The 20771-nt window shown below is 58.9% G+C and carries 30 protein-coding genes and 1 pseudogene; 30 read left to right on the top strand and 1 reads right to left on the bottom strand.

What is annotated here, in order from left to right; all coding sequences use genetic code 11:
- Window positions 1–7: 7 nt before the first annotated feature.
- The 27 genes and pseudogenes from rpsS to truA all read left to right on the top strand — a co-directional run bounded on the left by rpsS (window position 8) and on the right by truA (window position 15624).
- A complete protein-coding gene (rpsS, locus tag HMPREF2975_RS08085; protein WP_058237164.1) occupies window positions 8–289 on the top strand; it encodes a 30S ribosomal protein S19 in 282 nt (93 codons plus the stop codon).
- A gap of 31 nt (window positions 290–320) precedes the next feature.
- Window positions 321–692 carry a 50S ribosomal protein L22 gene (gene rplV / locus HMPREF2975_RS08080; protein ID WP_058237163.1) on the top strand — a complete coding sequence of 124 codons (372 nt, stop codon included), beginning with the start codon at window positions 321–323 and terminating at the stop codon, window positions 690–692.
- Window positions 692–1540: a 30S ribosomal protein S3 gene (rpsC, locus tag HMPREF2975_RS08075; RefSeq protein WP_058237162.1), complete on the top strand. Its 849-nt coding sequence runs from the start codon at window positions 692–694 to the stop codon at window positions 1538–1540. Before rplV ends, rpsC begins: the two co-directional genes overlap by 1 nt.
- A 5-nt stretch (window positions 1541–1545) precedes the next feature.
- Window positions 1546–1965 (top strand): 50S ribosomal protein L16, encoded by a 420-nt coding sequence (rplP, locus tag HMPREF2975_RS08070; RefSeq protein ID WP_058237161.1) that lies wholly within the window; start codon window positions 1546–1548, stop codon window positions 1963–1965.
- Window positions 1965–2198 carry a 50S ribosomal protein L29 gene (rpmC, locus tag HMPREF2975_RS08065; RefSeq protein WP_058237160.1) on the top strand — a complete coding sequence of 78 codons (234 nt, stop codon included), beginning with the start codon at window positions 1965–1967 and terminating at the stop codon, window positions 2196–2198. The genes rplP and rpmC overlap by 1 nt, the downstream gene beginning before the upstream one ends.
- Before the next feature lie 5 nt (window positions 2199–2203).
- Window positions 2204–2482, top strand: coding sequence for a 30S ribosomal protein S17 (rpsQ, locus tag HMPREF2975_RS08060; RefSeq protein WP_058237159.1), 279 nt, complete (start codon window positions 2204–2206; stop codon window positions 2480–2482).
- A 92-nt stretch (window positions 2483–2574) separates the two neighbouring features.
- Window positions 2575–2943: a 50S ribosomal protein L14 gene (gene rplN, locus HMPREF2975_RS08055; protein WP_058237158.1), complete on the top strand. Its 369-nt coding sequence runs from the start codon at window positions 2575–2577 to the stop codon at window positions 2941–2943.
- Window positions 2943–3377: a 50S ribosomal protein L24 gene (rplX, locus tag HMPREF2975_RS08050; RefSeq protein ID WP_058237157.1), complete on the top strand. Its 435-nt coding sequence runs from the start codon at window positions 2943–2945 to the stop codon at window positions 3375–3377. The genes rplN and rplX overlap by 1 nt, the downstream gene beginning before the upstream one ends.
- 2 nt (window positions 3378–3379) lie before the next feature.
- Window positions 3380–3925: a 50S ribosomal protein L5 gene (gene rplE / locus HMPREF2975_RS08045; RefSeq protein WP_070726977.1), complete on the top strand. Its 546-nt coding sequence runs from the start codon at window positions 3380–3382 to the stop codon at window positions 3923–3925.
- Window positions 3926–3927: 2 nt separating this feature from the next.
- On the top strand, window positions 3928–4113 hold the full coding sequence (locus HMPREF2975_RS12080; RefSeq protein ID WP_058237155.1) for a type Z 30S ribosomal protein S14: 186 nt from the start codon (window positions 3928–3930) through the stop codon (window positions 4111–4113).
- A 64-nt stretch (window positions 4114–4177) separates the two neighbouring features.
- Complete coding sequence (gene rpsH, locus HMPREF2975_RS08040; RefSeq protein ID WP_058237154.1) at window positions 4178–4576, top strand: 30S ribosomal protein S8; 399 nt, start codon at window positions 4178–4180, stop codon at window positions 4574–4576.
- A 15-nt stretch (window positions 4577–4591) separates the two neighbouring features.
- Window positions 4592–5128 carry a 50S ribosomal protein L6 gene (gene rplF / locus HMPREF2975_RS08035; RefSeq protein WP_058237153.1) on the top strand — a complete coding sequence of 179 codons (537 nt, stop codon included), beginning with the start codon at window positions 4592–4594 and terminating at the stop codon, window positions 5126–5128.
- Window positions 5128–5499, top strand: a complete 372-nt coding sequence (gene rplR, locus HMPREF2975_RS08030; RefSeq protein ID WP_058237152.1) for a 50S ribosomal protein L18 — start codon at window positions 5128–5130, stop codon at window positions 5497–5499. Before rplF ends, rplR begins: the two co-directional genes overlap by 1 nt.
- A 29-nt stretch (window positions 5500–5528) precedes the next feature.
- On the top strand, window positions 5529–6230 hold the full coding sequence (gene rpsE / locus HMPREF2975_RS08025; RefSeq protein WP_058237151.1) for a 30S ribosomal protein S5: 702 nt from the start codon (window positions 5529–5531) through the stop codon (window positions 6228–6230).
- Complete coding sequence (gene rpmD, locus HMPREF2975_RS08020; protein WP_058237150.1) at window positions 6230–6412, top strand: 50S ribosomal protein L30; 183 nt, start codon at window positions 6230–6232, stop codon at window positions 6410–6412. Before rpsE ends, rpmD begins: the two co-directional genes overlap by 1 nt.
- Before the next feature lie 2 nt (window positions 6413–6414).
- Entirely contained in the window at window positions 6415–6900 is a 486-nt protein-coding gene (gene rplO / locus HMPREF2975_RS08015) for a 50S ribosomal protein L15 (protein WP_070726976.1), read from the top strand.
- 234 nt (window positions 6901–7134) lie between these two features.
- A complete protein-coding gene (gene secY / locus HMPREF2975_RS08010) occupies window positions 7135–8427 on the top strand; it encodes a preprotein translocase subunit SecY (RefSeq protein WP_070726973.1) in 1293 nt (430 codons plus the stop codon).
- Window positions 8424–8990, top strand: a pseudogene (locus tag HMPREF2975_RS08005) (adenylate kinase); the annotation flags it as partial. The gene secY and the pseudogene HMPREF2975_RS08005, both read left to right, overlap by 4 nt.
- A 269-nt stretch (window positions 8991–9259) precedes the next feature.
- Window positions 9260–10111, top strand: a complete 852-nt coding sequence (gene map, locus HMPREF2975_RS08000) for a type I methionyl aminopeptidase (RefSeq protein ID WP_070726971.1) — start codon at window positions 9260–9262, stop codon at window positions 10109–10111.
- Window positions 10112–10353: 242 nt separating this feature from the next.
- Complete coding sequence (infA, locus tag HMPREF2975_RS07995; RefSeq protein ID WP_058237146.1) at window positions 10354–10575, top strand: translation initiation factor IF-1; 222 nt, start codon at window positions 10354–10356, stop codon at window positions 10573–10575.
- Window positions 10576–10616: 41 nt separating this feature from the next.
- Complete coding sequence (rpmJ, locus tag HMPREF2975_RS12075) at window positions 10617–10730, top strand: 50S ribosomal protein L36 (protein ID WP_003790577.1); 114 nt, start codon at window positions 10617–10619, stop codon at window positions 10728–10730.
- Between the two features lie 155 nt (window positions 10731–10885).
- Window positions 10886–11263, top strand: a complete 378-nt coding sequence (gene rpsM, locus HMPREF2975_RS07990) for a 30S ribosomal protein S13 (RefSeq protein ID WP_058237145.1) — start codon at window positions 10886–10888, stop codon at window positions 11261–11263.
- Between the two features lie 53 nt (window positions 11264–11316).
- Complete coding sequence (gene rpsK / locus HMPREF2975_RS07985; protein WP_058237144.1) at window positions 11317–11724, top strand: 30S ribosomal protein S11; 408 nt, start codon at window positions 11317–11319, stop codon at window positions 11722–11724.
- Window positions 11725–11885: 161 nt separating this feature from the next.
- The gene (locus tag HMPREF2975_RS07980; RefSeq protein WP_058237143.1) at window positions 11886–12887 is read left to right on the top strand and encodes a DNA-directed RNA polymerase subunit alpha; all 1002 of its coding nucleotides are present in this window, start codon (window positions 11886–11888) and stop codon (window positions 12885–12887) included.
- 84 nt (window positions 12888–12971) lie between these two features.
- Window positions 12972–13547 (top strand): 50S ribosomal protein L17, encoded by a 576-nt coding sequence (gene rplQ, locus HMPREF2975_RS07975; RefSeq protein WP_070726969.1) that lies wholly within the window; start codon window positions 12972–12974, stop codon window positions 13545–13547.
- A gap of 434 nt (window positions 13548–13981) precedes the next feature.
- A complete protein-coding gene (locus HMPREF2975_RS07970; protein WP_058237141.1) occupies window positions 13982–14731 on the top strand; it encodes an ROK family protein in 750 nt (249 codons plus the stop codon).
- Entirely contained in the window at window positions 14719–15624 is a 906-nt protein-coding gene (gene truA, locus HMPREF2975_RS07965) for a tRNA pseudouridine(38-40) synthase TruA (protein ID WP_070726967.1), read from the top strand. The genes HMPREF2975_RS07970 and truA overlap by 13 nt, the downstream gene beginning before the upstream one ends.
- 112 nt (window positions 15625–15736) lie before the next feature.
- On the opposite strand, the gene HMPREF2975_RS07960 is transcribed toward truA, so the two are convergent.
- Window positions 15737–16774 carry a LacI family DNA-binding transcriptional regulator gene (locus HMPREF2975_RS07960; RefSeq protein ID WP_070726966.1) on the bottom strand — a complete coding sequence of 346 codons (1038 nt, stop codon included), beginning with the start codon at window positions 16772–16774 and terminating at the stop codon, window positions 15737–15739.
- A 537-nt stretch (window positions 16775–17311) separates the two neighbouring features.
- Here HMPREF2975_RS07960 and HMPREF2975_RS07955 point away from each other — a divergent pair.
- The 3 genes from HMPREF2975_RS07955 (at window position 17312) to HMPREF2975_RS07945 (ending at window position 20696) form a co-directional block, all read left to right on the top strand.
- Entirely contained in the window at window positions 17312–18709 is a 1398-nt protein-coding gene (locus HMPREF2975_RS07955) for an extracellular solute-binding protein (RefSeq protein WP_058237138.1), read from the top strand.
- A 131-nt stretch (window positions 18710–18840) separates the two neighbouring features.
- Window positions 18841–19755: a carbohydrate ABC transporter permease gene (locus tag HMPREF2975_RS07950; RefSeq protein ID WP_070726964.1), complete on the top strand. Its 915-nt coding sequence runs from the start codon at window positions 18841–18843 to the stop codon at window positions 19753–19755.
- Window positions 19755–20696 (top strand): carbohydrate ABC transporter permease, encoded by a 942-nt coding sequence (locus HMPREF2975_RS07945; RefSeq protein WP_070726962.1) that lies wholly within the window; start codon window positions 19755–19757, stop codon window positions 20694–20696. Before HMPREF2975_RS07950 ends, HMPREF2975_RS07945 begins: the two co-directional genes overlap by 1 nt.
- The last annotated feature ends 75 nt before the right edge of the window (window positions 20697–20771 follow it).

Raw genomic sequence — 20771 nt, 5'->3', positions numbered from 1 at the left:
TGAAAATATGCCGCGTAGTTTGAAGAAGGGCCCCTTCGTCGACGACCACCTGCTCAAGAAAGTCGACAAGGCCAACGAAACCAATTCAAAAGCCGTCATCAAGACATGGTCACGCCGCTCAGTGATCACCCCAGACTTCCTGGGCCTCACATTTGCGGTGCATGACGGCCGCAAGCACGTCCCGGTGTTCGTCACCGAGGCGATGGTGGGTCACAAGCTGGGAGAATTCGCTCCCACTCGTACCTTCCGAGGCCATGACAAGGACGATCGCAAAGGACGTCGGCGCTGAGCCGGCCCTAGGGAAGAAAAGGCAGGATTTCATGGAAGCCAAGGCGCAGGCGCGTTACGTTCGCGTCACGCCCCAGAAGGCACGCCGCGTGGTGAACGAAGTTCGCAACAAGCGTGTCCTGGAGGCAGCCGACATTCTGCGGTTCGCTCCGCAGGCCGTCGCAACCGATGTCCAGAAGGTGCTTCACAGCGCTGTCGCCAACTCCAAATTCAAGGCTGAGCTGGCAGGGGAGGCTTTTGACGAAGCCGACCTGCTGGTCCTCGAAGCCTTTGTGGACGAAGGCCCGACTATGAAGCGTTTCCGCCCCCGCGCACAAGGACGCGCCGGACGGATCCTCAAGCGCACCAGCCACATCACCATTGTGGTGGGCACCAAGGACGATAAGCAGAAGGGAGACCAGTAATGGGGCAGAAGGTTAACCCAACCGGGTTCCGTCTGGGAATCACCACCGATCACCGGTCCCGCTGGTTCTCCGACTCAACCACCAAAGGCCAGAGCTACGCAGATTACGTAGCCGAAGACGTTGCTATTCGTCGCGCTTTGTCTGAAAGCCTTGAGCGCGCCGGCATTTCGAAAGTTGACATCGAGCGCACCCGCGACCGCGTGCGCGTCGACCTGCATACCGCGCGTCCCGGCATTGTGATCGGACGTCGTGGCGTCGAGGCAGATCGCCTGCGTCAATCTCTCGAGAAGCTGACTGGCAAGCAGGTCCAGCTCAACATCCTCGAGGTTCGCAACCCCGATCTGGACGCACAGCTGGTTGCTCAGGGCATCGCCGAGCAACTCGCAGCACGTGTCTCGTTCCGTCGCGCCATGCGTAAGGGCATCCAGTCCGCACAGCGTGCAGGCGCCAAGGGCATTCGTGTCCAGGTGTCCGGCCGTCTGGGTGGAGCCGAAATGTCTCGCTCCGAGTTCTACCGTGAAGGCCGTGTGCCGTTGCACACCCTGCGCGCGAACATCGACTACGGCTTTTTTGAAGCTCGTACCACCTTTGGTCGCATTGGCGTCAAGGTGTGGATCTACAAGGGCGACATGACCGAGCGCGAATTTGCTCGCCAGCAGGCTGAGCAGCAGAACCGCGGCGGACGCCGCGGTGATCGTCGCGGACCCCGTCGCGGCGGCCGTGGAGGCCAGGGACGCGGTGGACGTCAGCGCAACCAGGAACGCGCAAGCGAAAACACGCAGCCAGAAAAGGCTCAGACTGAGCCCCAGGCCGAACAGCCGGCTGCCGATCAAGGAACGGAGGCCTGAGTCTTATGCTCATTCCCCGTCGGACCAAGTTCCGCAAGCAGCATCGTCCACACCGCACTGGTGTGGCTAAAGGCGGCACCGAGCTGGCCTTCGGCGACTACGGCATCCAGGCTCTTGAAGGCGCCTATGTCACGAACCGTCAAATCGAGGCAGCTCGTATTGCAGTGACCCGTCACGTGAAGCGTGGCGGCAAGGTGTGGATCAACATCTTCCCTGACCGCCCGCTGACCAAGAAGCCCGCAGAAACCCGTATGGGTTCCGGTAAAGGCGCTCCTGAATGGTGGGTCGCCCCCGTCAAGCCGGGCCGCATTATGTTCGAACTGGGCGGCGTTTCCGAGGAGCTCGCTCGCGAAGCTCTGAGCCGTGCCCAGCACAAACTTCCAATGAAGACCCGATTTGTGGTCCGAGAGGGTGGTGAACTCTGATGGCCGACAAAGGTCTGACGACCGCCGACCTGGATGCAATGGACGCAGCACAGCTGTCCAAGGAGCTCGAGAAAGCTAAGGCTGAACTGTTCAACCTGCGCTTTTCCCAAGCCGTCGGTTCTCTCGAGGACCATGGACGCATGAAGGTAGTTCGTCGCAACATTGCCCGGATCTACACCATTAGCCGTGAGCGGGAGCTCGGCTTCCGCACAGCCCCCACTACGAAGGAGTGAGTCGCATGTCCGAGACCACTAATGAGGCTGTCGCACGTAATTTCCGTAAGGTTCGTCGTGGCTACGTGACCAGCGACAAGATGGATAAAACCGTCGTCGTTGAGCTCGAAGACCGCATGAAGCACGCACTTTACGGCAAAGTCATGCGTAAGAGGAAAAAGGTTAAGGCCCACGACGAGAACAACGAGTGCCACGTCGGTGACCTCGTTCGCATCATGGAGACCCGCCCGCTGTCAGCCACCAAGCGCTGGCGCGTCGCGGAGATCATCGAAAAGGCGAAGTAATTCGTCCTCATAGACCATCATCCGTTCGGTCAGGCTCTAGTGGCGCAACCGCGCTGCGATGAGAACCGGCACGACGACAGGAGTCACACACAATGATCCAGCAGGAGTCGCGACTGAAAGTCGCTGATAACACAGGTGCAAAGGAGATCCTGACCATCCGTGTTCTCGGCGGTTCGGGTCGACGCTACGCCGGAATTGGCGACACGATTGTCGCCACCGTCAAAGACGCTATCCCAGGCGGCAACGTCAAGAAGGGCGAAGTCGTTAAGGCGGTCGTCGTACGTACGCGTAAGGAAACGCGTCGTTCCGACGGTTCCTACATTCGATTCGATGAAAATGCCGCAGTGATTCTCAACAGCAATGGGGAGCCACGCGGGACGCGTATTTTCGGACCTGTCGGCAGGGAGCTGCGCGACAGGAAGTTCATGCGCATCATTTCACTTGCCCCGGAGGTGCTCTGATGGCAGCGAAGATTCGTAAAGGCGACCTCGTCGAGGTTGTCCGTGGACGCACGTCAGACGAGGCCAAGCTCGCCAAGCGCAACGAGCGCCGCGAAGCTGAGGGCCTTGAACCCCTCAAGCCAGGTGACAAGGGCCGCCAGGGTCGCGTCATCAAGGTGTTCCCGAAGGAACAGAAGGTCCTGGTCGAGGGTGTCAACCTGAAGACACGTCATGTGCGCCAGGGACAGTCCCAGAACTCAAGTGGCGGCATTGAAACAGTGGAAGCACCGATTTCACTGTCCAAGGTCGCTCTGGTTGATCCCGACACAAAGCAGCGCGTTCGCGTGGGCTTCAGGGAAGACCAGGTTGAGCGTGACGGTCGTACCCGCACCGTGCGTGTTCGCGTGACCCGTGGTCGCGTGGCAGCAGGTATCGAGCAGGGCAAGGAGATCTGATCATGGCCCCGCGTCTGAAAGAAAAGTACAACTCAGAGATTCGTCAAGCGCTGCGTGACGAGTTCAAGCACAGCAACGTCATGGAGGTGGGCGGTCTCACCAAGATCGTCGTCAACATGGGCGTTGGTGAAGCCGCTCGTGACTCGAAGGCACTTGAAGGAGCACTGCGCGACTTGACGGCAATCACCGGCCAGAAGCCTGTGACGACCAAGGCCAAGAAGTCCATCGCACAGTTCAAACTGCGTGAAGGCCAGCCCATCGGCGCACACGTCACCTTGCGTGGCGATCGCATGTGGGAGTTCCTTGACCGTCTTCTGTCGACCGCTCTGCCCCGTATCCGCGACTTCCGCGGACTGTCATCGAAGCAATTTGACGGCAACGGCAATTACACCTTCGGTCTGTCGGAACAGTCCATGTTCCACGAGATCGATCAGGACAGCATCGACCGCGTGCGCGGCATGGACATCACAATCGTGACCTCAGCCCGCACCGATGAGGAGGGCCGTGCACTGCTACGTCACCTCGGCTTCCCCTTTAAGGAGGACTGACCATGGCTAAGACGTCTCTCAAGATCAAAGCCGCGCGCGCCCCGAAGTTCGGTGTCCGTGGCTACACCCGGTGCAGCCGGTGCGGACGCCCGCGCTCGGTCTACCGCAAGTTCGGACTGTGTCGAGTCTGCCTGCGTGAGCTCGCCCTTCGTGGCGAACTCCCAGGCGTGACAAAGAGCAGCTGGTAAGCACTACGTCGTAGGTCCCGGGGACCCCGGTGGAAACCGCGACGAGGAAGGGGAATTAGTCCCCATGACAATGACTGATCCCATCGCAGACATGCTGACGCGTCTGCGTAACGCAAACTCGGCTCAGCACGAGTCGGTCTCCATGCCGTACTCCAAGCTGAAGGCCGCCATTGCGAACATCCTGGTGGAAGAGGGCTACATTGCCTCGACCTCCGTCGAGGATGCTCGCGTTGGCAAAACACTGATCCTCAATCTCAAGTACGGCTCCAAGCGTGAGCGTGCAATTGAAGGTCTGCAACGCGTGTCCAAGCCAGGCCTGCGCGTTTATGCGAAGTCGACGAACTTGCCGAAGGTCCGCGGCGGACTGGGTGTGGCTATTCTGTCCACATCTTCCGGTCTGCTGACCGACCGTCAGGCATCCGACAAGGGTGTAGGTGGGGAAGTCCTCGCCTACGTCTGGTGAGAGGGGGAACCGACAATGTCACGAATCGGTAAGAGCCCAATCGCAATCCCGTCGGGAGTTGACGTCGACATCAAGAGCGCCACAGTCACGGTGAAAGGCCCCAAGGGCGAACTGAGCCATGAGCTTCCTCATCTGATCTCAGCACGCGTCGAGGACGGCCAGATCATCGTCGAGCGTGCGGATGACGGCCGCGAAGCCCGTTCACTGCACGGACTGAGCCGTTCACTGATCAACAACATGGTTGTGGGCGTGACCCAGGGCTTCAGCAAACAGCTCGAGATCACCGGCACCGGTTACCGCGTAGTCGCCAAGGGCAAGGACTTGGAATTCTCGCTGGGATTCTCCCACACCGTTCCGTTCAAGGCCCCTGAAGGCATTGACTTCACGGTTGACTCACAAACGAAGTTCACGGTCTCAGGCATCGATAAGCAACTCGTCGGTGAAACTGCAGCGCGGATTCGTAAGATCAAGAAGCCTGAACCGTACAAGGGCAAGGGTATTCACTACGTGGGTGAAACGATCCGCCGCAAGGTCGGAAAGGCTGGTAAGTGATGGGCTACTCCGTCAAAGGCAAAGGCAAAGTTGTTGCGCGTAAGCGTCGCCATCAGCGTCTTCGCAAGAAGATCAGCGGCACAGCCGAGTGCCCGCGCTTGGTCGTGACCCGTTCGAACCGCCACATGGTCGCACAGGTCATCGACGATACGGTTGGCAACACCCTCGTGTCCGCTTCCACGATGGAAGACGAATTTGCTTCGGCAGAAGGCTCGAAGGTGGACAAGGCTCACCGTGTAGGCGAACTGATCGCAGAGCGCGCCAAAGCTGCTGGCATCTCCGCAGTGGTCTTCGACCGCGCAGGATACAAGTATCACGGCCGCGTCGCGGCTGTCGCAGAGGCCGCCCGTGAGGGCGGATTGAACCTCTGAAAGCGACTGAGGGAAAGAGAGATCAACTGATGGCTGCAGCGCAGCGAAGCAGAAACGGTCAGGAATCCTCCGGGCGCAACGAACGTGACAGCGAGCGTCGCGATCGCCGCCAGGGGCGTAACACTGACCGTCGCGACAACCGTCGCAACGAAGACAAGAACCAATACATCGAGCGTGTCGTCACGATCAACCGCGTATCCAAGGTGGTCAAGGGTGGACGTCGCTTCAGCTTCACCGCTCTGGTAGTGGTGGGCGATGGCGAAGGCACCGTCGGCGTCGGCTACGGAAAGGCCAAGGAAGTTCCCCAGGCTATTTCCAAGGGCGTTGAAGAAGCTAAGAAGTCCTTCTTCCACGTGCCCATGATCCGCCGCACGATCACTCACCTGGTCCAGGGCGAAGATGCAGCCGGAATCGTGCTGCTGCGTCCCGCAACACCAGGTACCGGCGTTATTGCCGGCGGCCCTGTGCGCGCCGTCCTCGAGGCAGCTGGCGTACAGGACGTGCTGACCAAGTCGCTCGGATCCGACAATGCACTTAACATCGTCCGAGCAACGGTGGCAGCTCTGAAGCAGCTGGAAACACCTGAAGCAGTGGCCGCACGTCGCGGACTTCCGGTGGAGCGTGTTGCTCCGTCCGGCATGTTGCGCGCACAGGCAGAAGGCGAAGCGGAAAAGAAAGCTCAGGCCGAGCAGAAGGAAGCCGCCAAAGCCTCCGCAGGGGTGAGTGAATAATGGCAAAACTCAAGATCACGCAGGTTCGATCAACGATCGGCGCCAAGCAGAACATGAAAGAGACCATGCGTACCCTTGGGCTGCGCAAGATCCGCCAAAGCGTTGTGCGTGAGGATTCCGAGTCAGTTCGCGGAATGATCAACACAGTGCGACACCTGATTACAGTGGAGGAGGCTGACTGATCATGGCGAAATCAACGTCGAACAAGACGACTGAGGAAGCCCCCGCAGGCATCCTCAAGCTGCACGACCTGCGTCCCGCCAGGGGAGCCAATAAGGCCAAGATCCGTGTGGGTCGTGGTGAAGGCTCCAAGGGTAAAACCGCCGGCCGCGGCACGAAGGGCACCAAGGCCCGCCGTTCCGTCCCAGCTGGCTTCGAGGGCGGCGCCAAGCCGATTCACGTGCGTCTTCCTCAGCTGCGCGGATTCAAGAATCCGTTCCGCGTGGAATACCAGGTGGTTAACGTCGGCAAGCTGCAGGAACTGTTCCCCGAGGGCGGCTCCGTTTCATCGGAAGACCTGGCTCAAAAGGGAGCTGTTCGTGACGGACACCCGGTCAAGGTCCTCGGAGGCGGAGAAGTGACCAGCGCATTCACCCTGGATGTGGATGCATGCTCACAATCGGCTCAGGACAAGATCACGCAGGCTGGTGGCACCGTCACGGTGCGATAAGTCTGAAACACGGTGGGGGTGGTTTGTTAGCCAAACCACCCCCATAGTGTCGCAGGTCGATCACATGGGCGCAGATGGCGCGTCATCGGGTCGCCCTCGGCAATGAACTAACGAAAAACCGCGGTGTAGCCAATCCAATTGACGTGAGACGTGCTAACTCGGGTAGGCTAGGCACGGTGAGTAAAGTTGTGATTGCGTCAAGCTGTCACACCATCAACCTAGGAAGAGGAAGCCGTGTTAAGTGCCTTCACACAGGCGTTCCGCACTCCTGACCTGCGTCGGAAGTTGCTGTTCTCCTTGATGATCATGGCGGTATTCCGCCTCGGAGCATTTATCCCGACCCCAGGCGTCAACACTGTCAACGTGCAGAAGTGCCTGGCAACTCAGGAAGAAGGATCCCTGCTCGGGCTCGTCGACCTGTTCTCAGGCGGCGCGTTGCTCCAGCTGTCGATCTTCGCGCTCGGCATCATGCCGTACATTACGGCGTCGATCATCGTCCAGCTTCTGCGAGTTGTCATTCCTCGATTCGATGACCTGCACAAGGAAGGTCAGACGGGTCAGGCCAAGCTCACGCAATACACGCGGTACGGCACAATCTTCCTCGGCGTACTGCAGTCGACCACCATGGTGTACATGGCGCGCTCGGGCAACATGTTCCCCGGCTGCCAGCACGACATCATAGCTGACCGGTCCATCCCCATGTACCTCGTGATGATCGTTGTTATGACCGCGGGTACCGCCGTCATCATGTGGCTGGGTGAATTGATCACTGAGCGTGGCATCGGCAATGGCATGTCACTGCTGATCTTCACGTCGATCACCGCTCGTATGCCTGCTCAGTTGTTCTCGATCGGACAAGGTGGCGGCTGGGGCAAAGTTGCCGCAATTGTCGGCATGATCCTCGTAGTCGCACTTGCCATTGTCTACATCGAGCAATCACAGCGCCGAATCCCCGTTCAGTACGCCAAGCGCATGATCGGCCGCCGCATGTACGGCGGTTCCTCGACATACATCCCGCTGAAGATCAATATGTCGGGCGTTATCCCCGTCATCTTCGCGTCATCGATCCTGGCTATGCCGGTGATGATGGCGAACTTTGGCTCACCAGAATCGACGTGGGTGCAGTGGGTGCGTTCAAACTTCAACCACCAGTCATGGCTCTACCTCGTGCTGTACGCCCTGATGATCCTCGGCTTCGCATTCTTCTACACTTCCATCACCTTCAACCCGGACGAGGTTGCCGACAACATGAAACGCTACGGCGGTTTCATCGTGGGGTACCGTGCTGGACGCCCGACCGCTGAATTCCTGCGTTACGTCATGAACCGCATTACCACGGCGGGTGCGTTCTACCTGATGATTGTCGCCCTTGTACCGTCGCTGATGATGATCCCACTCGGTCTGCAGAATGGACAGATGCCGTTCGGTGGTACCACGCTGCTGATTATGGTCGGCGTCGGCCTGCAGACCGTGAAAGAAATCAACACTCAGCTCGAACAACATCATTACGAGGGATTCCTTCGATGACAGCTATTATCCTGCTCGGTCCTCCTGGAGCGGGCAAAGGAACTCAAGCAAGCATAATTGCATGCAAACTCGGCATCCCGGCCATTTCAACAGGGGAAATTTTCCGCGCCAACATTGCCGAACAGACGGAACTCGGCATCCTCGCACAGTCCTACATGGATCGCGGCGAACTTGTTCCCGACTCGGTCATCAACCCGATGGTGCATGCTCGCCTGAAGGCGCCTGATGCCGCTGAGGGCTTCCTGCTCGATGGCTATCCGCGCACTGTTGAGCAGGCACATGCTTTGCGTGACACGCTCGCTGACCTGGGAACCGAACTTGACGTGGTGATCGAGCTTCAGGCGGATGAAGATCAGGTTGTGCACCGCATGCTCAAGCGCGCAACCGAACAGCACCGCTCAGACGACACTGAGCCGGTTATCCGTCATCGCCTGGCGGTTTACCATACGCAAACTGAGCCGGTCGCCACGTACTATGTCGATCAGGATCTGCTCGAAGCAGTCGATGCGAACGGGTCGGTCGAAGAAGTCAGCGAACGCATTTTTGCCATTCTCGATTCACTGAACGGTGCCGGCTCCGGGAGCGGTGCTGACTCAGCGGACGGTGCCGGCGCGGATGAGGTGACGGGCGGCCAGGCCACCCTCGACGATCCTCGTGATCCGTGGTTCGAAGCCCACCAAAACGGTGAAGGAGAGTGCTGCGGGGCGGAAGAATTCCCCGAAGATGACCCAGCTGAGGCTTCGGAGCCTGCCAGCTCCAGCTCGTCTGACCAGGGCGGCGCTGCTGCCTCGGCAAATGCGGATGCTTCGGTCTCAGAAGGTCGCTGAGGACGATGGGTCACGCGCGTATTGAGCTGAAAACCAGGGATCAGATTCTGCAGATGCGTCGCGCAGGTTTGATCGTGGCGGATATCCACGCAGCACTGCGCCGCGCGGCTCAACCAGGCGTCACATTGACGGAACTGGACCGCATCAGTGCCGAAGTGATTTCCCAGGCGGGAGCGACCTCGAATTTCCTGAACTACTTCGGTTACCCGGCGACGGTCTGTATCAGCGTCAATGACACTGTTGTGCACGGCATTCCGAATGATGATGTCCTGCGCAACGGCGACATCGTCTCCTTCGACTGCGGAGCCTACGTGACGCACCACGGCCGCGGCTGGCACGGTGATGCCGCGTTCTCCATGATTGTGGGCGATGAACAGGCCGCATCTCAGCGCCGGCGTGAACTCAACGAAGTGACGCGCGCTGCTATGTGGCGTGCGATCGCATCGTTGGCTTCAGCTCGCCGCGTCAGCGCGGTGGGACAAGCTGTTGAAGACACCTGCGAGGATTACCGGGACACGTTCGGGTGGGAAGCACAGATCGTTGAAGAATTCGGCGGACACGGCATCGGAACGGCGATGCATCAACCGCCCGACGTGTTGAACTACCGTGCGACCGGGATCAGCCCGCGTCTGAAGCCAGGTATGGTGCTGGCGGTCGAACCCATCCTCGTGTCGGGCAATCCTGCGACGCGCACCGAAGCTGACGGGTGGACCGTGCACACACTGGATCACAGCGATGCCGCGCACTGGGAGCACTCCGTTGCCATCATGGACGAGGGCATTTCAGTCCTGACTGCGCCAGACGGTGGGGTAGAGGGCCTGGCTCCTTACCGAGTAACCCCCATTTCACTGGACTGATACACGCAGCCTGCGTATTTCTGATTGCTGTGTGATCGGCGCTCCAGGCGTCGCCCTCCTCAATATGGAAGGCAACTCGAGTCCGGCGCGTGAGGGATATCCCACTGAATGGGCTTCACCGGCGTTGCATCCTCCTCTAGAATGGACAGTCGGGCTGACTTTCTTGCCGATTGGCGAGGGGAACGCCCGCCACGGTTTCGGCCGTGAGCCCTACTGACAAACGTAGAGGATAGACGGAGGACATGGCGAAGAAAGACGGAGTTATTGAGGTCGAAGGCACCGTTATTGAGGCGTTGCCGAACGCGATGTTTCGTGTTGAGCTCACCAACGGTCACGAAGTTCTGGGATACATCTCAGGAAAGATGCGTCAGCACTACATTCGTATCCTGCCTGAAGACCGCGTAGTCGTCGAGCTCAGCCCGTATGACCTTGAAAAGGGTCGAATCGTCTACCGATACAAGTAAACCGACACAACAAGCGTCGCCTGGCGACGTGGAGGTGCACCATGAAGGTCAAGCCTAGTGTCAAGAAGATCTGTGACAAGTGCAAGGTGATTCGTCGCCACGGCAACGTCATGGTTATTTGCGACAACCCCAGGCACAAGCAGCGTCAAGGCTGAAAGCCGTAGCTGCTCAGTGGCAGTGAGCCACTGGCGGGCGATTTGCCCACAGCACACCGTCGACCGCGCAAGCGGGACCCCTGGTTCGGAGGCCGGGGCTGATTGATGGATCAGAGACGGGGTGACGACCTCCGAAAACCATGTGGAGAAAAGTCATGGCACGTATTGCCGGCGTTGACCTCCCCCGTGAAAAGCGGATGGAGATTGCGCTTACTTACATTTACGGTGTGGGACGCACCCGCGCCAAGGAAACACTTGAAGCAACCGGGGTCAGCCCCGACCTTCGCGTACGCGACGCCAGTGAAGAAGATATGGTCAAGCTGCGCGACTACATCGAGGCCAACTTTAAGGTCGAAGGCGACTTGCGTCGTGAGGTCCAAGCCGATATCCGCCGCAAGATCGAGATCGGATGCTACCAGGGCATGCGCCACCGTTTTGGCCTGCCTGTTCATGGTCAGCGGACGAAGACAAATGCGCGTACCCGTAAAGGACCCAAGCGCACCGTGGCTGGCAAGAAGAAAGCCACCAAGTAACTCATAGAGCTGGGTGATGAAACCTGGCCCCCTCGACTTCAAAAGGAAAATCAATGGCTGTCAAGTCTACTCGCTCATCTTCGGCGCGTAAGCCGCGTCGTAAAGAGCGCAAGAACGTCACGCACGGCAAGGCGTTCATCAAGTCGACGTTCAATAACACGATCGTCTCCATCACCGATCCCACCGGCGCTGTCCTGTCATGGTCATCGTCCGGTCAGGTCGGTTTCAAGGGCTCACGTAAGTCCACCCCGTTCGCCGCTCAGCTTGCCGCTGAGGCTGCAGCACGTCGCGCGCAGGAACAGGGCATGAAGAAGGTTGACGTTTTCGTCAAGGGCCCGGGCTCCGGCCGCGAAACGGCGATTCGTTCGCTGCAGGCCGCTGGTCTTGAGGTTGGATCCATTCAGGATGTCACTCCGCAGGCTCACAACGGTGCACGTCCCCCGAAACGTCGCCGCGTCTGAAAGACCCGTGTGAGGGACGAGGGCGACCCGTCCGCGTCCCACGTCACGATGTTCCCACACAAGTGGGAACCATCTGCACCCTGTTTTTTCCGTCACTGTTCGCGTGACGGGACCACAAATCCGACATCATATAGCGGTTGTCGGAAAGAAAGGACCAAGACGTGCTCATTGCAGAACGCCCCATCCTCTCAGAGGAGAAGGTGAGCGATTACCGCTCCCGTTTCACTCTTGAGCCACTCGAGCCTGGGTTTGGATACACACTGGGTAACTCCCTGCGCCGTACATTGCTGTCGTCCATTCCGGGCGCAGCGGTCACCTCGATCCGCATTGACGGTGTGCCACACGAATTCCACACGGTGGAAGGCGTGAAGGAAGACGTCGCTGAGATCATCCTGAACATCAAAGACATCGTTCTGTCCTCTGAAGAGGATGAGCCTGTCGTGATGTACCTGCGCAAGGCTGGCCCCGGTGAGGTCGTCGCAGGGGATATTACTCCTCCTGCAGGCGTGGAAATCCACAACCCTGACCTTCATCTGGCAACGCTCAATGAGAAGGGCAAGCTCGAGATTGAACTGACGGTTGAGCGTGGCCGTGGCTACGTTTCCGCTGCTCAGAACAAGGATCCGCAAGCTGAGATCTCCCGCATCCCGATCGATTCGATCTACTCGCCGGTGCTCAAAGTGACATACAAGGTGGAGGCCACCCGTGTCGAGCAACGCACCGACTTTGATCGTCTGATCATCGATGTGGAAACCAAGCCAGCTATCAGCCCGCGCGATGCTCTCGCGTCAGCCGGAAGCACCCTGGTGGAGCTCTTCGGCCTCATGCGCGAACTGAACGAGGAAGCAGAAGGCATCGAAGTGGGCCCATCGACTACCGATGAGACCCTTGCGCAAGACCTGGCCTTGCCGATCGAAAGCCTGAACCTGCAGTCCCGTTCGTACAACGCGCTGCGTCGACGCGGCATCCTCACCGTGGGTGAACTCGTTGCCCACTCTGAGGCTGACCTGCTGGATATCCGCAACTTCGGAACCAAGTCCATCGAGGAGATCAAGGAAGCCTTGGCATCCTTGGGTATGACCCTCAAGGATGCAGTCATGCCTGAACGCGCCGGCGGAGAAGACGCCGGAAACGTTCAGTTCAGTGACGACCAGTCTTTCTGATCGAATCCACTTTGCGTCCGTGCCGCCTCCAGCGGCCGTCATCGATGGACGAGGACGCCCAAACAAACTGTGTAGGAGAAACTCATGCCCACCCCTAAGAAGGGCCCACGTTTGGGTGGCAGCCCAGCGCACCAGAAGCTGCTGTTGGCTAACCTTGCTGCTCAACTGATCGAACACCGTGCGATCACCACGACCGAGGCCAAGGCCCGCGCGCTGCAGCCGTACGTTGAAAAGCTGGTCACTAAGGCAAAGCGCGGCGACATTCACGCTCGCCGCACGGTTGCCCGCAAGATCCCGAACAAGGATGTCCTGTACATGCTGTTCGACGAGATCGTTCCGGCCATGGATCCAGAGCGCAACGGTGGCTACACCCGCATCACCAAGCTGGGGCCGCGCCGCGGCGACAATGCTCCGATGGCTCGTATCGAGCTTGTCATGGAGAAAGTCGAGAAGAAGGCTGTCGTTGCCGACGCTGAGCGTACCGCTTCGAAGGCTGCTGCAAAGTCCGGTAAGGATTCCAAGGCGACCGACAAGGCTGACGAAAAGGCCGAGACCGAAGCTGAAGCAGCAGAAACAGCCGAGCCGGCTGCTGACGAAGCCGCTTCACAGGAGTCAGCTGACGACAAAGCTGAAACCGACGCTGAGGAAGCTGCCAAGTAGTCATGCACCGTCGTGACCTGCTGATCTGACTGGCACTGCGCTGATTGAGCGGTGACCAGTCCAGCGGATGGCTGATCGGAAGCTGGGTAAACCCCGTGTGGGTTTACCCAGCTTCCGTGTATTCGCGCGGTTGGTGTGCCGGCCGTGTCGGATGCTCTTTAGGTGGAGCCCGTGTGCACTCGCCCCTCGTTCCCCAACTGTCGATCTCACTGGGGCCGCGCAGCACGAACCCGACCCGAAATTGCTGTGACCAGCACGGATGTGTTGCAGGCCAGTCGGTGACCCCGCAGAGTTCACGCGAGTTCGACAGTTGGGGACATGCAGGGGAGGGGTAGAGCCGCGGATGGGTCGCCCTCGTCAATGAACAGGAAGCTGGCGTGGGGCGGACAGCTCGTTGGAAACCCGAGGTGAGAGCAAGCCATTATGCTAAGAACATGTCTGAAGAGATGACCCTCGCTGTCGACTGCGGCGGGGGCGGAATCAAAGCCTCAGTGCTCGACTCGCGCGGAACGCTGACCGCATCGCCGGTGCGCACGCCCACGCCCTACCCGCTCCCTCCCGAACTGCTCGTCAAGACCACACAGGACCTTGCCGCGCAACTGCCTGCCGCCACGCGCGTCACGATGGGAATGCCTGGCATGCTGCGCCACGGAGTGGTCATCACGACTCCGCACTACATCACGCGTGACGGCCCGCGATCACGGATCCTGCCTGAACTGGTCGAGCAATGGGCCAACTTCGACATGGGACGGGCACTTGAAGCTGCTCTGGGCATGCCGACACTGGTGCTCAACGACGCTGAAGTGGCCGGCGCAGGTGTCATCACGGGCACGGGCCTCGAAATGATCGTGACCCTGGGGACCGGGCTGGGAAACGCGGTTTTCGATTCAGGTGTGCTCGCGCCGCACGTGGAAGTATCGCAGGGATTTGTGCGATGGGGACTGACCTATGACGACTACATTGGCGAGCATGAACGCCTCCGGCTGGGAGACGCGCACTGGTCTCGACGAGTGCGCCGAGTGATCGACGGCCTGCGCCCGATGTACGTGTGGGATCGCCTGTACCTGGGTGGTGGAAACTCGAAACGCGTCACGGCGATGAACCGGGCCAAACTCGGTGACGACGTGGTGATCGTTCCCAATGACGCCGGCATCATCGGCGGTGTTCGCGCATGGACACTGTGAGGGCGCGGCTTGACCTGGCATACGACGGCACCTTCTTCCACGGCTGGGCCGCACAGCCCGGACTACGCACCGTGGAAGGTGAACTGGTTCGAGCCCTGTCGCTGATCGCCCGCCAGGAAGTGGCGGTGACTGTGGCGGGACGCACCGATGCGGGAGTGCACGCAGATCATCAGGTGGCTCACGTCGACCTGCCGGCGCAGGTGTGGGACAGCCTTCCGGGAAGGTCCTCGCGCACACCCGAAGATGCGCTGGTTGACCGTCTGGCCTCTCTGCTTACCCGCGCGCACGGTGATTTCATGAAGGCGCACGGGCTGATGTCGCCGAGAGGGTACTGCGACGTTGCGCTTCTGAGTTCTCATCGCGTGCCGGAAACCTTCGATGCGCGTTTCAGCGCTGTGGGGCGTCACTATGTGTACCGGCTGCTTGACCAGCGCGCGGGCAGTGACCCCTTTTCCGGGCGACGCATCTGGACGGTTCCTGCACGCCAGACGCTTAATTTGGAAGCCATGGCTGAAGCTGCTTCCAGCGTCATCGGTGAGCATGATTTTCTGTCCTTTTGCAAGCCGCGTGAGGGCGCGACCACGATCCGTACGCTCCGCCAGCTGGACGTCGTGGCGGCGGGGGAAACGTCGCCGATCCTGGTGCGCGTCCATGCTGACGCTTTTTGCCACTCAATGGTGCGATCCCTGGTGGGAGCACTGATTGACGTGGGGACAGGCCGCCGCTCGCCGGCGTGGATGAGACATCTGCTGGATGCGCGTTCGCGTGAGGCAGCCGCTCCGCTGGCTCCGGCGCATGGCTTGACTTTGGCGCACGTGGACTATCCGCCTGCCGATCAGTGGGCACGGCGCGCGCAACAGACCCGCGCGGTCCGCTCTTTGGGCTGCTGCTAGGTGGACTGTTTTGCTGCCGTGTTGCAGATGACCGGCTTCGTTGGGATTCAGGATGGACGAGGGCGGCTCGGGCTTCCTGAGTCGAGCCCGTCGGAGTGGAGGATGGTGGTGCCTACTTTTTGTGAATGCGCTTGGCACTGGTGCGCCACGTGGGTGTGGTACTGACGCGCGTGTGGTGAGGCTCGCGAGCTGTGTGCTCAGCTTTGGGCGTTGAAATCGACTCGATGAGCTGGCTGACAGCGGTTGCCGTCATGTCCTGCAGTGGCCACATCACCGTGGTCAGGCCCATGGAATTGTCTTCGTGCGCATTGTGATCGCCGAAGCCGATGATGGACAGATCGTTGGGGACATGCTTACCCAGGTCGCGTGCAGCGGAGAAGACGCCCGGTGCCTGTGTGTCATCAGCGCACCATACTGAATCAATGTCGGGGTGGGCGGTGAGCATGCGCATGCAGGCCTCGTACGAGTCGTGAGCACTCCAGGTGGGCAGGGAGAGAAACTCTGCGCGGTCCTGGAAATGCTCGAGGACAGGTACCTGACGGAAGTGGTTGATGTTGGGGCCTGCAAGGTACAGGGCCCGTGACGTGTCCGTGGCGTCGAGGTCGCTGAGGATTTCCCGGACTCCTGTTCCTTCATCAATGCTGACTAGGCCCACTCCGCCGAAATGGTTCGAGGTTTCAATCATCGACATCCACATCACTGGAATGTCGAGCTGGCTGAGCAGGGGACCAACGAACTGCTGGGTGGAGGTGGTCTCGCAGATTGCACCTGCCAGTTGAATATCGGAGAGCACCGATTGAATGAAACGGCGGTTGGCGGCATCGCCCTCAGGTTGGAAGAGCGGCAGAAGAAGGTAGCCGCGACGTTGAACCTCAATCATGGCTGTGGTCAGTACTTTGTGGACGACCGGCACGAACGGGTCTTCCGGCAGTTCAGCCATGATCAAAGCGATGATGTTGGTGGATCCTCGCCTCAGTGATCGTGCCGCAGCGTTGGGGACGTAGTTCATTTCACGGGCGACGTTCGTGACGTGCTCGATCGTAGCTGGTGCAATCTTGACTTCGTGCCCGTGGCCGTTGAGTATAAGAGAGACGGTGGATGGTGCGACGCCTGCTTTTCGAGCGACATCAGCCCGAGTTGTCCGTGTCATGGTGAATTCCTTCAAGAAAAAGTACCGCGAAGTCAGCCAGAGCGACGCAGCTCTGAGCGGTAACACAGTAACTATATCGTGTTAGTTCTGGAAAAGATATTTGGGTATTGGCCCTTTCGTGGATGTGCTGTATGAAGCTGGATTGACGTGGCCTGGCCGGAGTGTGGACTATCGTCTGGATACGCAGGGCGTCGATGCGTACAGCTGGCCGAACGCGCGGGAATTGCATCTGATTTTGAGGTGCCAGAGTGTGTGGTGTGAGGTTTCTTACATCTGTGATCGACGGTGAGAAACGGTGGGTGGGTGCGGGGTGTGTCGCTCACGATATTTCCGATCGAAAACGTGCGGAAACGTGATGAGCGTTAAAGTCTGACGTACCGGTTTTGTCGCCGGTCGTAATCAAAGAGAGATCTTTGGGGTTAGTGAAAACCGTAAAAATGTCTTATTCTTTCACTGTCACCTAACACGAGATAGTTAGAGAGACGTCAACCGGCACGCAGCCGGCTGGCTTTCTTCTCGACCAATGGAGGTCTTTAAATGAGATTGACACGAGCAACACGCGGCGCCCTTGGGGTGCTTGCCGTTTCATGCCTGTCATTAACAGCGTGTGGAGGCGGAGCTGAAGAGAGCGGAACATCATCAGCCAGTGGCATCCCAACGCCCGACGTTGCCTGCGACATTCCAGAAGGCAACGTTGACGGCAGCGTTGTTGACACTTCGAAAGTGGAAGGCGAAATCACCTTCCAGACACAGGGCCTGCAAACCGATTTCGCCGACTTCTTCCAAGCCAAGATCAAGGAATTCGAAGAGGCAAACCCGGGGACCACCATCAAATGGACCGACCAGGGCGGAGGTACAGACTTCGACCAGGCCATCACATCCCAGGCAACAAACTGCAAGATGGCAGACGTCGTCAACGTGGCATCGTCATCCATCCTGGCGCTGTCCAAAGCCAATTTGCTGATGGACTTTGACGTCAAAGCACCCCAGATCGGTGACAAGTTCGTTGAAACCATCTGGAACTCAACGAACCTCGGCGCTCAGGATCATCACACCGCGCTGCCCTGGTACTTCGGCCCCTACATCACCACATACAACAAGGACGTCTTCCAACGTTCCGGACTGGATCCGGAAAAGGCGCCCTCGACAATGGACGACCTGCTGGACGCGGCAGCCAAGGTGGGGGCAGCCGGAAACGGCGACTATGGCATCTACGGATCACCAGACTGGTACCTGGTTGCGCAGCTGCATGGAATGGGCGTGCAACTGCTCAACGATGACCACACTGAGTTCGACTTCGCAGATAATGCAGATGCAGTCCGATACGTCACCAAGATGGCGGAACTGTACAAGACCAACGCCATCCCGAAAGACTCCCTGACCGGCGAGCCCGACCCGTCCAAGGCCTATTCCAATGGAAACCTCGCATTCGGCACTCCGAACGCCTCGTTCCTGAAAGCCATTAAAGACAACAACCCGCAGGTCTACGAAGCAACAGGTGTTGGCCCGTTCCCAACAAACGAAGGTATCAAACCTGTCTATGAAGGCCAGTACGTCGGCATCTCCGTGACCACCCAGAACGCGCCGCTGGCGATGAAATGGGCCGAGTTCATCACGAACGCCGAAAACGAATACGCCTGGGCACATGACGGTGGAGCAATCGTCTTCCCGGCTGCTACCGAGGCACTCGACAAGATTATGGAAAACCCGCCGGAGGTTGCACAGGATCCTGTCTTCAAGGCTGCATATGAACAGGCCGCAAATGCCGCTAAAGACGCAGAAGCATACTTGGACGTCTTCTACGTCACCGGTTCAGTTCAGAAAGCACTGGTCGACAACGTCAACCAGGCCATCCGCGGCGAAGTCAGCCCAGAGGATGCACTGAAGACTGCTCAAGAACAAATGAACCAGCTGCTGGACGATCTGAACTCCTAATTATCCGGAACCAGCGAAGCGTGTGTGGGCTTATTCAGGTCATCACATGACCACCATGAATAAGCCCACACCGCCTGACGCGGTCCACTTTTACGAACGAAGCGTACCCAGAGTGATGGAGGATAGCACTCATGGCGACTCGGAAGAAGACAAGCGCGCGTAGTCTCAATGGCGCAGCACGGTTCCGAAAATGGTGGGTGCCGTGGCTGTGGGTCACAATCCCCGTGCTGTGTATTATCACTTTCTATATCTACCCATTCATCAACACGGTCGTGACGTCCTTCACCAAGACGAAACCACTTGGCAGGCTCGGACGCTTCAACGGAATTGACAATTACGCGCACATTTTCTCCGACCCGGTGTTCTGGGAAGCCACACGCAACTCCGTGATCTACGCGCTGTGCGTTGTTCCCCTGATGGTGCTGCTGCCGCTGCTGCTGGCACTGCTGGTGCGCCAACACGTGCCGGGAATCGGCTTCTTCCGTGCCATCTACTACGTGCCGGCGATCTGCTCGCTTGTCGTCATCTCACTGGCGTGGCGATACATCCTGGACCAGAAAGGCCCGCTGAACTCCTTTTTCGAAGGTATCGGGCTGATCCAGTCGCCCATTCCCTTCCTGTCCAACGAGTGGCTGATCCTCATCTGCGCAATGATCATCACCTTGTGGCAGGGGTTGCCGTACTACATGATCCTGTATCTGGCTGCATTAACCAACGTTGATCAGTCCTTATACGAAGCAGCCGAAATTGACGGTGCAGGCAGCGTCCGCCGCTTCCTGACGGTCACCGTGCCGGGCGTGCGGGTCATGATGTACCTGGTCGGTGTCCTGTCGACGATCGGATCACTGAAAATCTTCACCGAGGTATATCTGCTGGGCGGAACGAACTCGCCCACACAGACCCTGACCATGTATATCCGTAACCGAATCATGGACCCAACGTTTGGATCACTGGGACAAGGCGACGCCGCTTCGGTGTTCCTGTTCCTGATCACATTCGGATTCATCATTGCCTCACAGAGGCTGCAGAACAAGGCGGAAGCATAATGACTCATTCACCCACGCACACACCTGTCGCGACTGCGCCTCACACCAGCAAACTCAGCGAGTACCGCCACCGCCGCAAACTTGAACGTCAGGGCCGCCAGGTCGCATCCCGGCAAATACGCGGGTGGCGCCTCGTTGGACGCTACGCGGTCCTCATCATTGTGGCGTGCCTGCTGGTCGGCCCACTCTTGCTGCCTCTGCTTGTCGCATTCAAAGCCCCAGGTGAGCCCGTCTTCGGCCAGGGGGCAACGCTCTTTCCGCAGGACTGGTCGCTGGAATCCTTTGCGCGCCTGTTTGAGCGCACCAACATTTTGCTGTCCATCCGTAACTCGGCAATTGTGGCAGCGCTGCTGGTGACATCCAACATGGTGCTCTCATGCCTGGGCGGCTACATGTTGTCCAGGCGCGGATGGACAGGGCGAAACATCATGTACTTCGTGGTGTTGTCGGCAATGATCTTTCCGCTTGAATCCATCATGCTGTCCCTGTTCTCAATGATGGTGCACGTCGGACTGTACGATCATCTGCTGGGAGTGTGGCTGCCAATTCTTATTGGCCCATTCCAGATCCTTCTGATGCGCGCGGCCTTCATGGGAATCCCAGACGAGATCGAAGACGCAGCACTGATCGATGGTGCAGGCGAGTTGCGTCGTTTCTGGACGATCTTTCTGCCCCAGGTTCGCGGCACCCTAACGGTTGTCGGCCTGACAAGCTTTATCGGCGCGTGGTCTGACTTCCTGCTGCCACTGATCATGCTGCCCAGCCCGAAGAATCAGACACTCATGGTGACCCTGTCAGCCATTCAGAATTCCCCGCAGGGCACGAGCTACCAGTTGGTTCTGGCCGGAGCGGTCGTCGCCCTCGTGCCGGTTGTTGTGGTCTTCATGTTTTCTCAGAAGTACTTTTTCCGCGGCATTGAAGCAGGCGGCCTGAAGTTCTGAGCTTCATCTGACCCGGTTCGTCCCGGAAGGGATGCTGCGGCGGACGCGGATCTGCCGGGCTCGTTGAGCAAGCCG

Origin of the sequence: Actinomyces sp. HMSC065F12 (assembly GCF_001814535.1) — a bacterium.
GTDB lineage: Bacteria > Actinomycetota > Actinomycetes > Actinomycetales > Actinomycetaceae > Pauljensenia > Pauljensenia radingae_A.
This window is presented reverse-complemented; position numbering and strand designations above follow the sequence as displayed.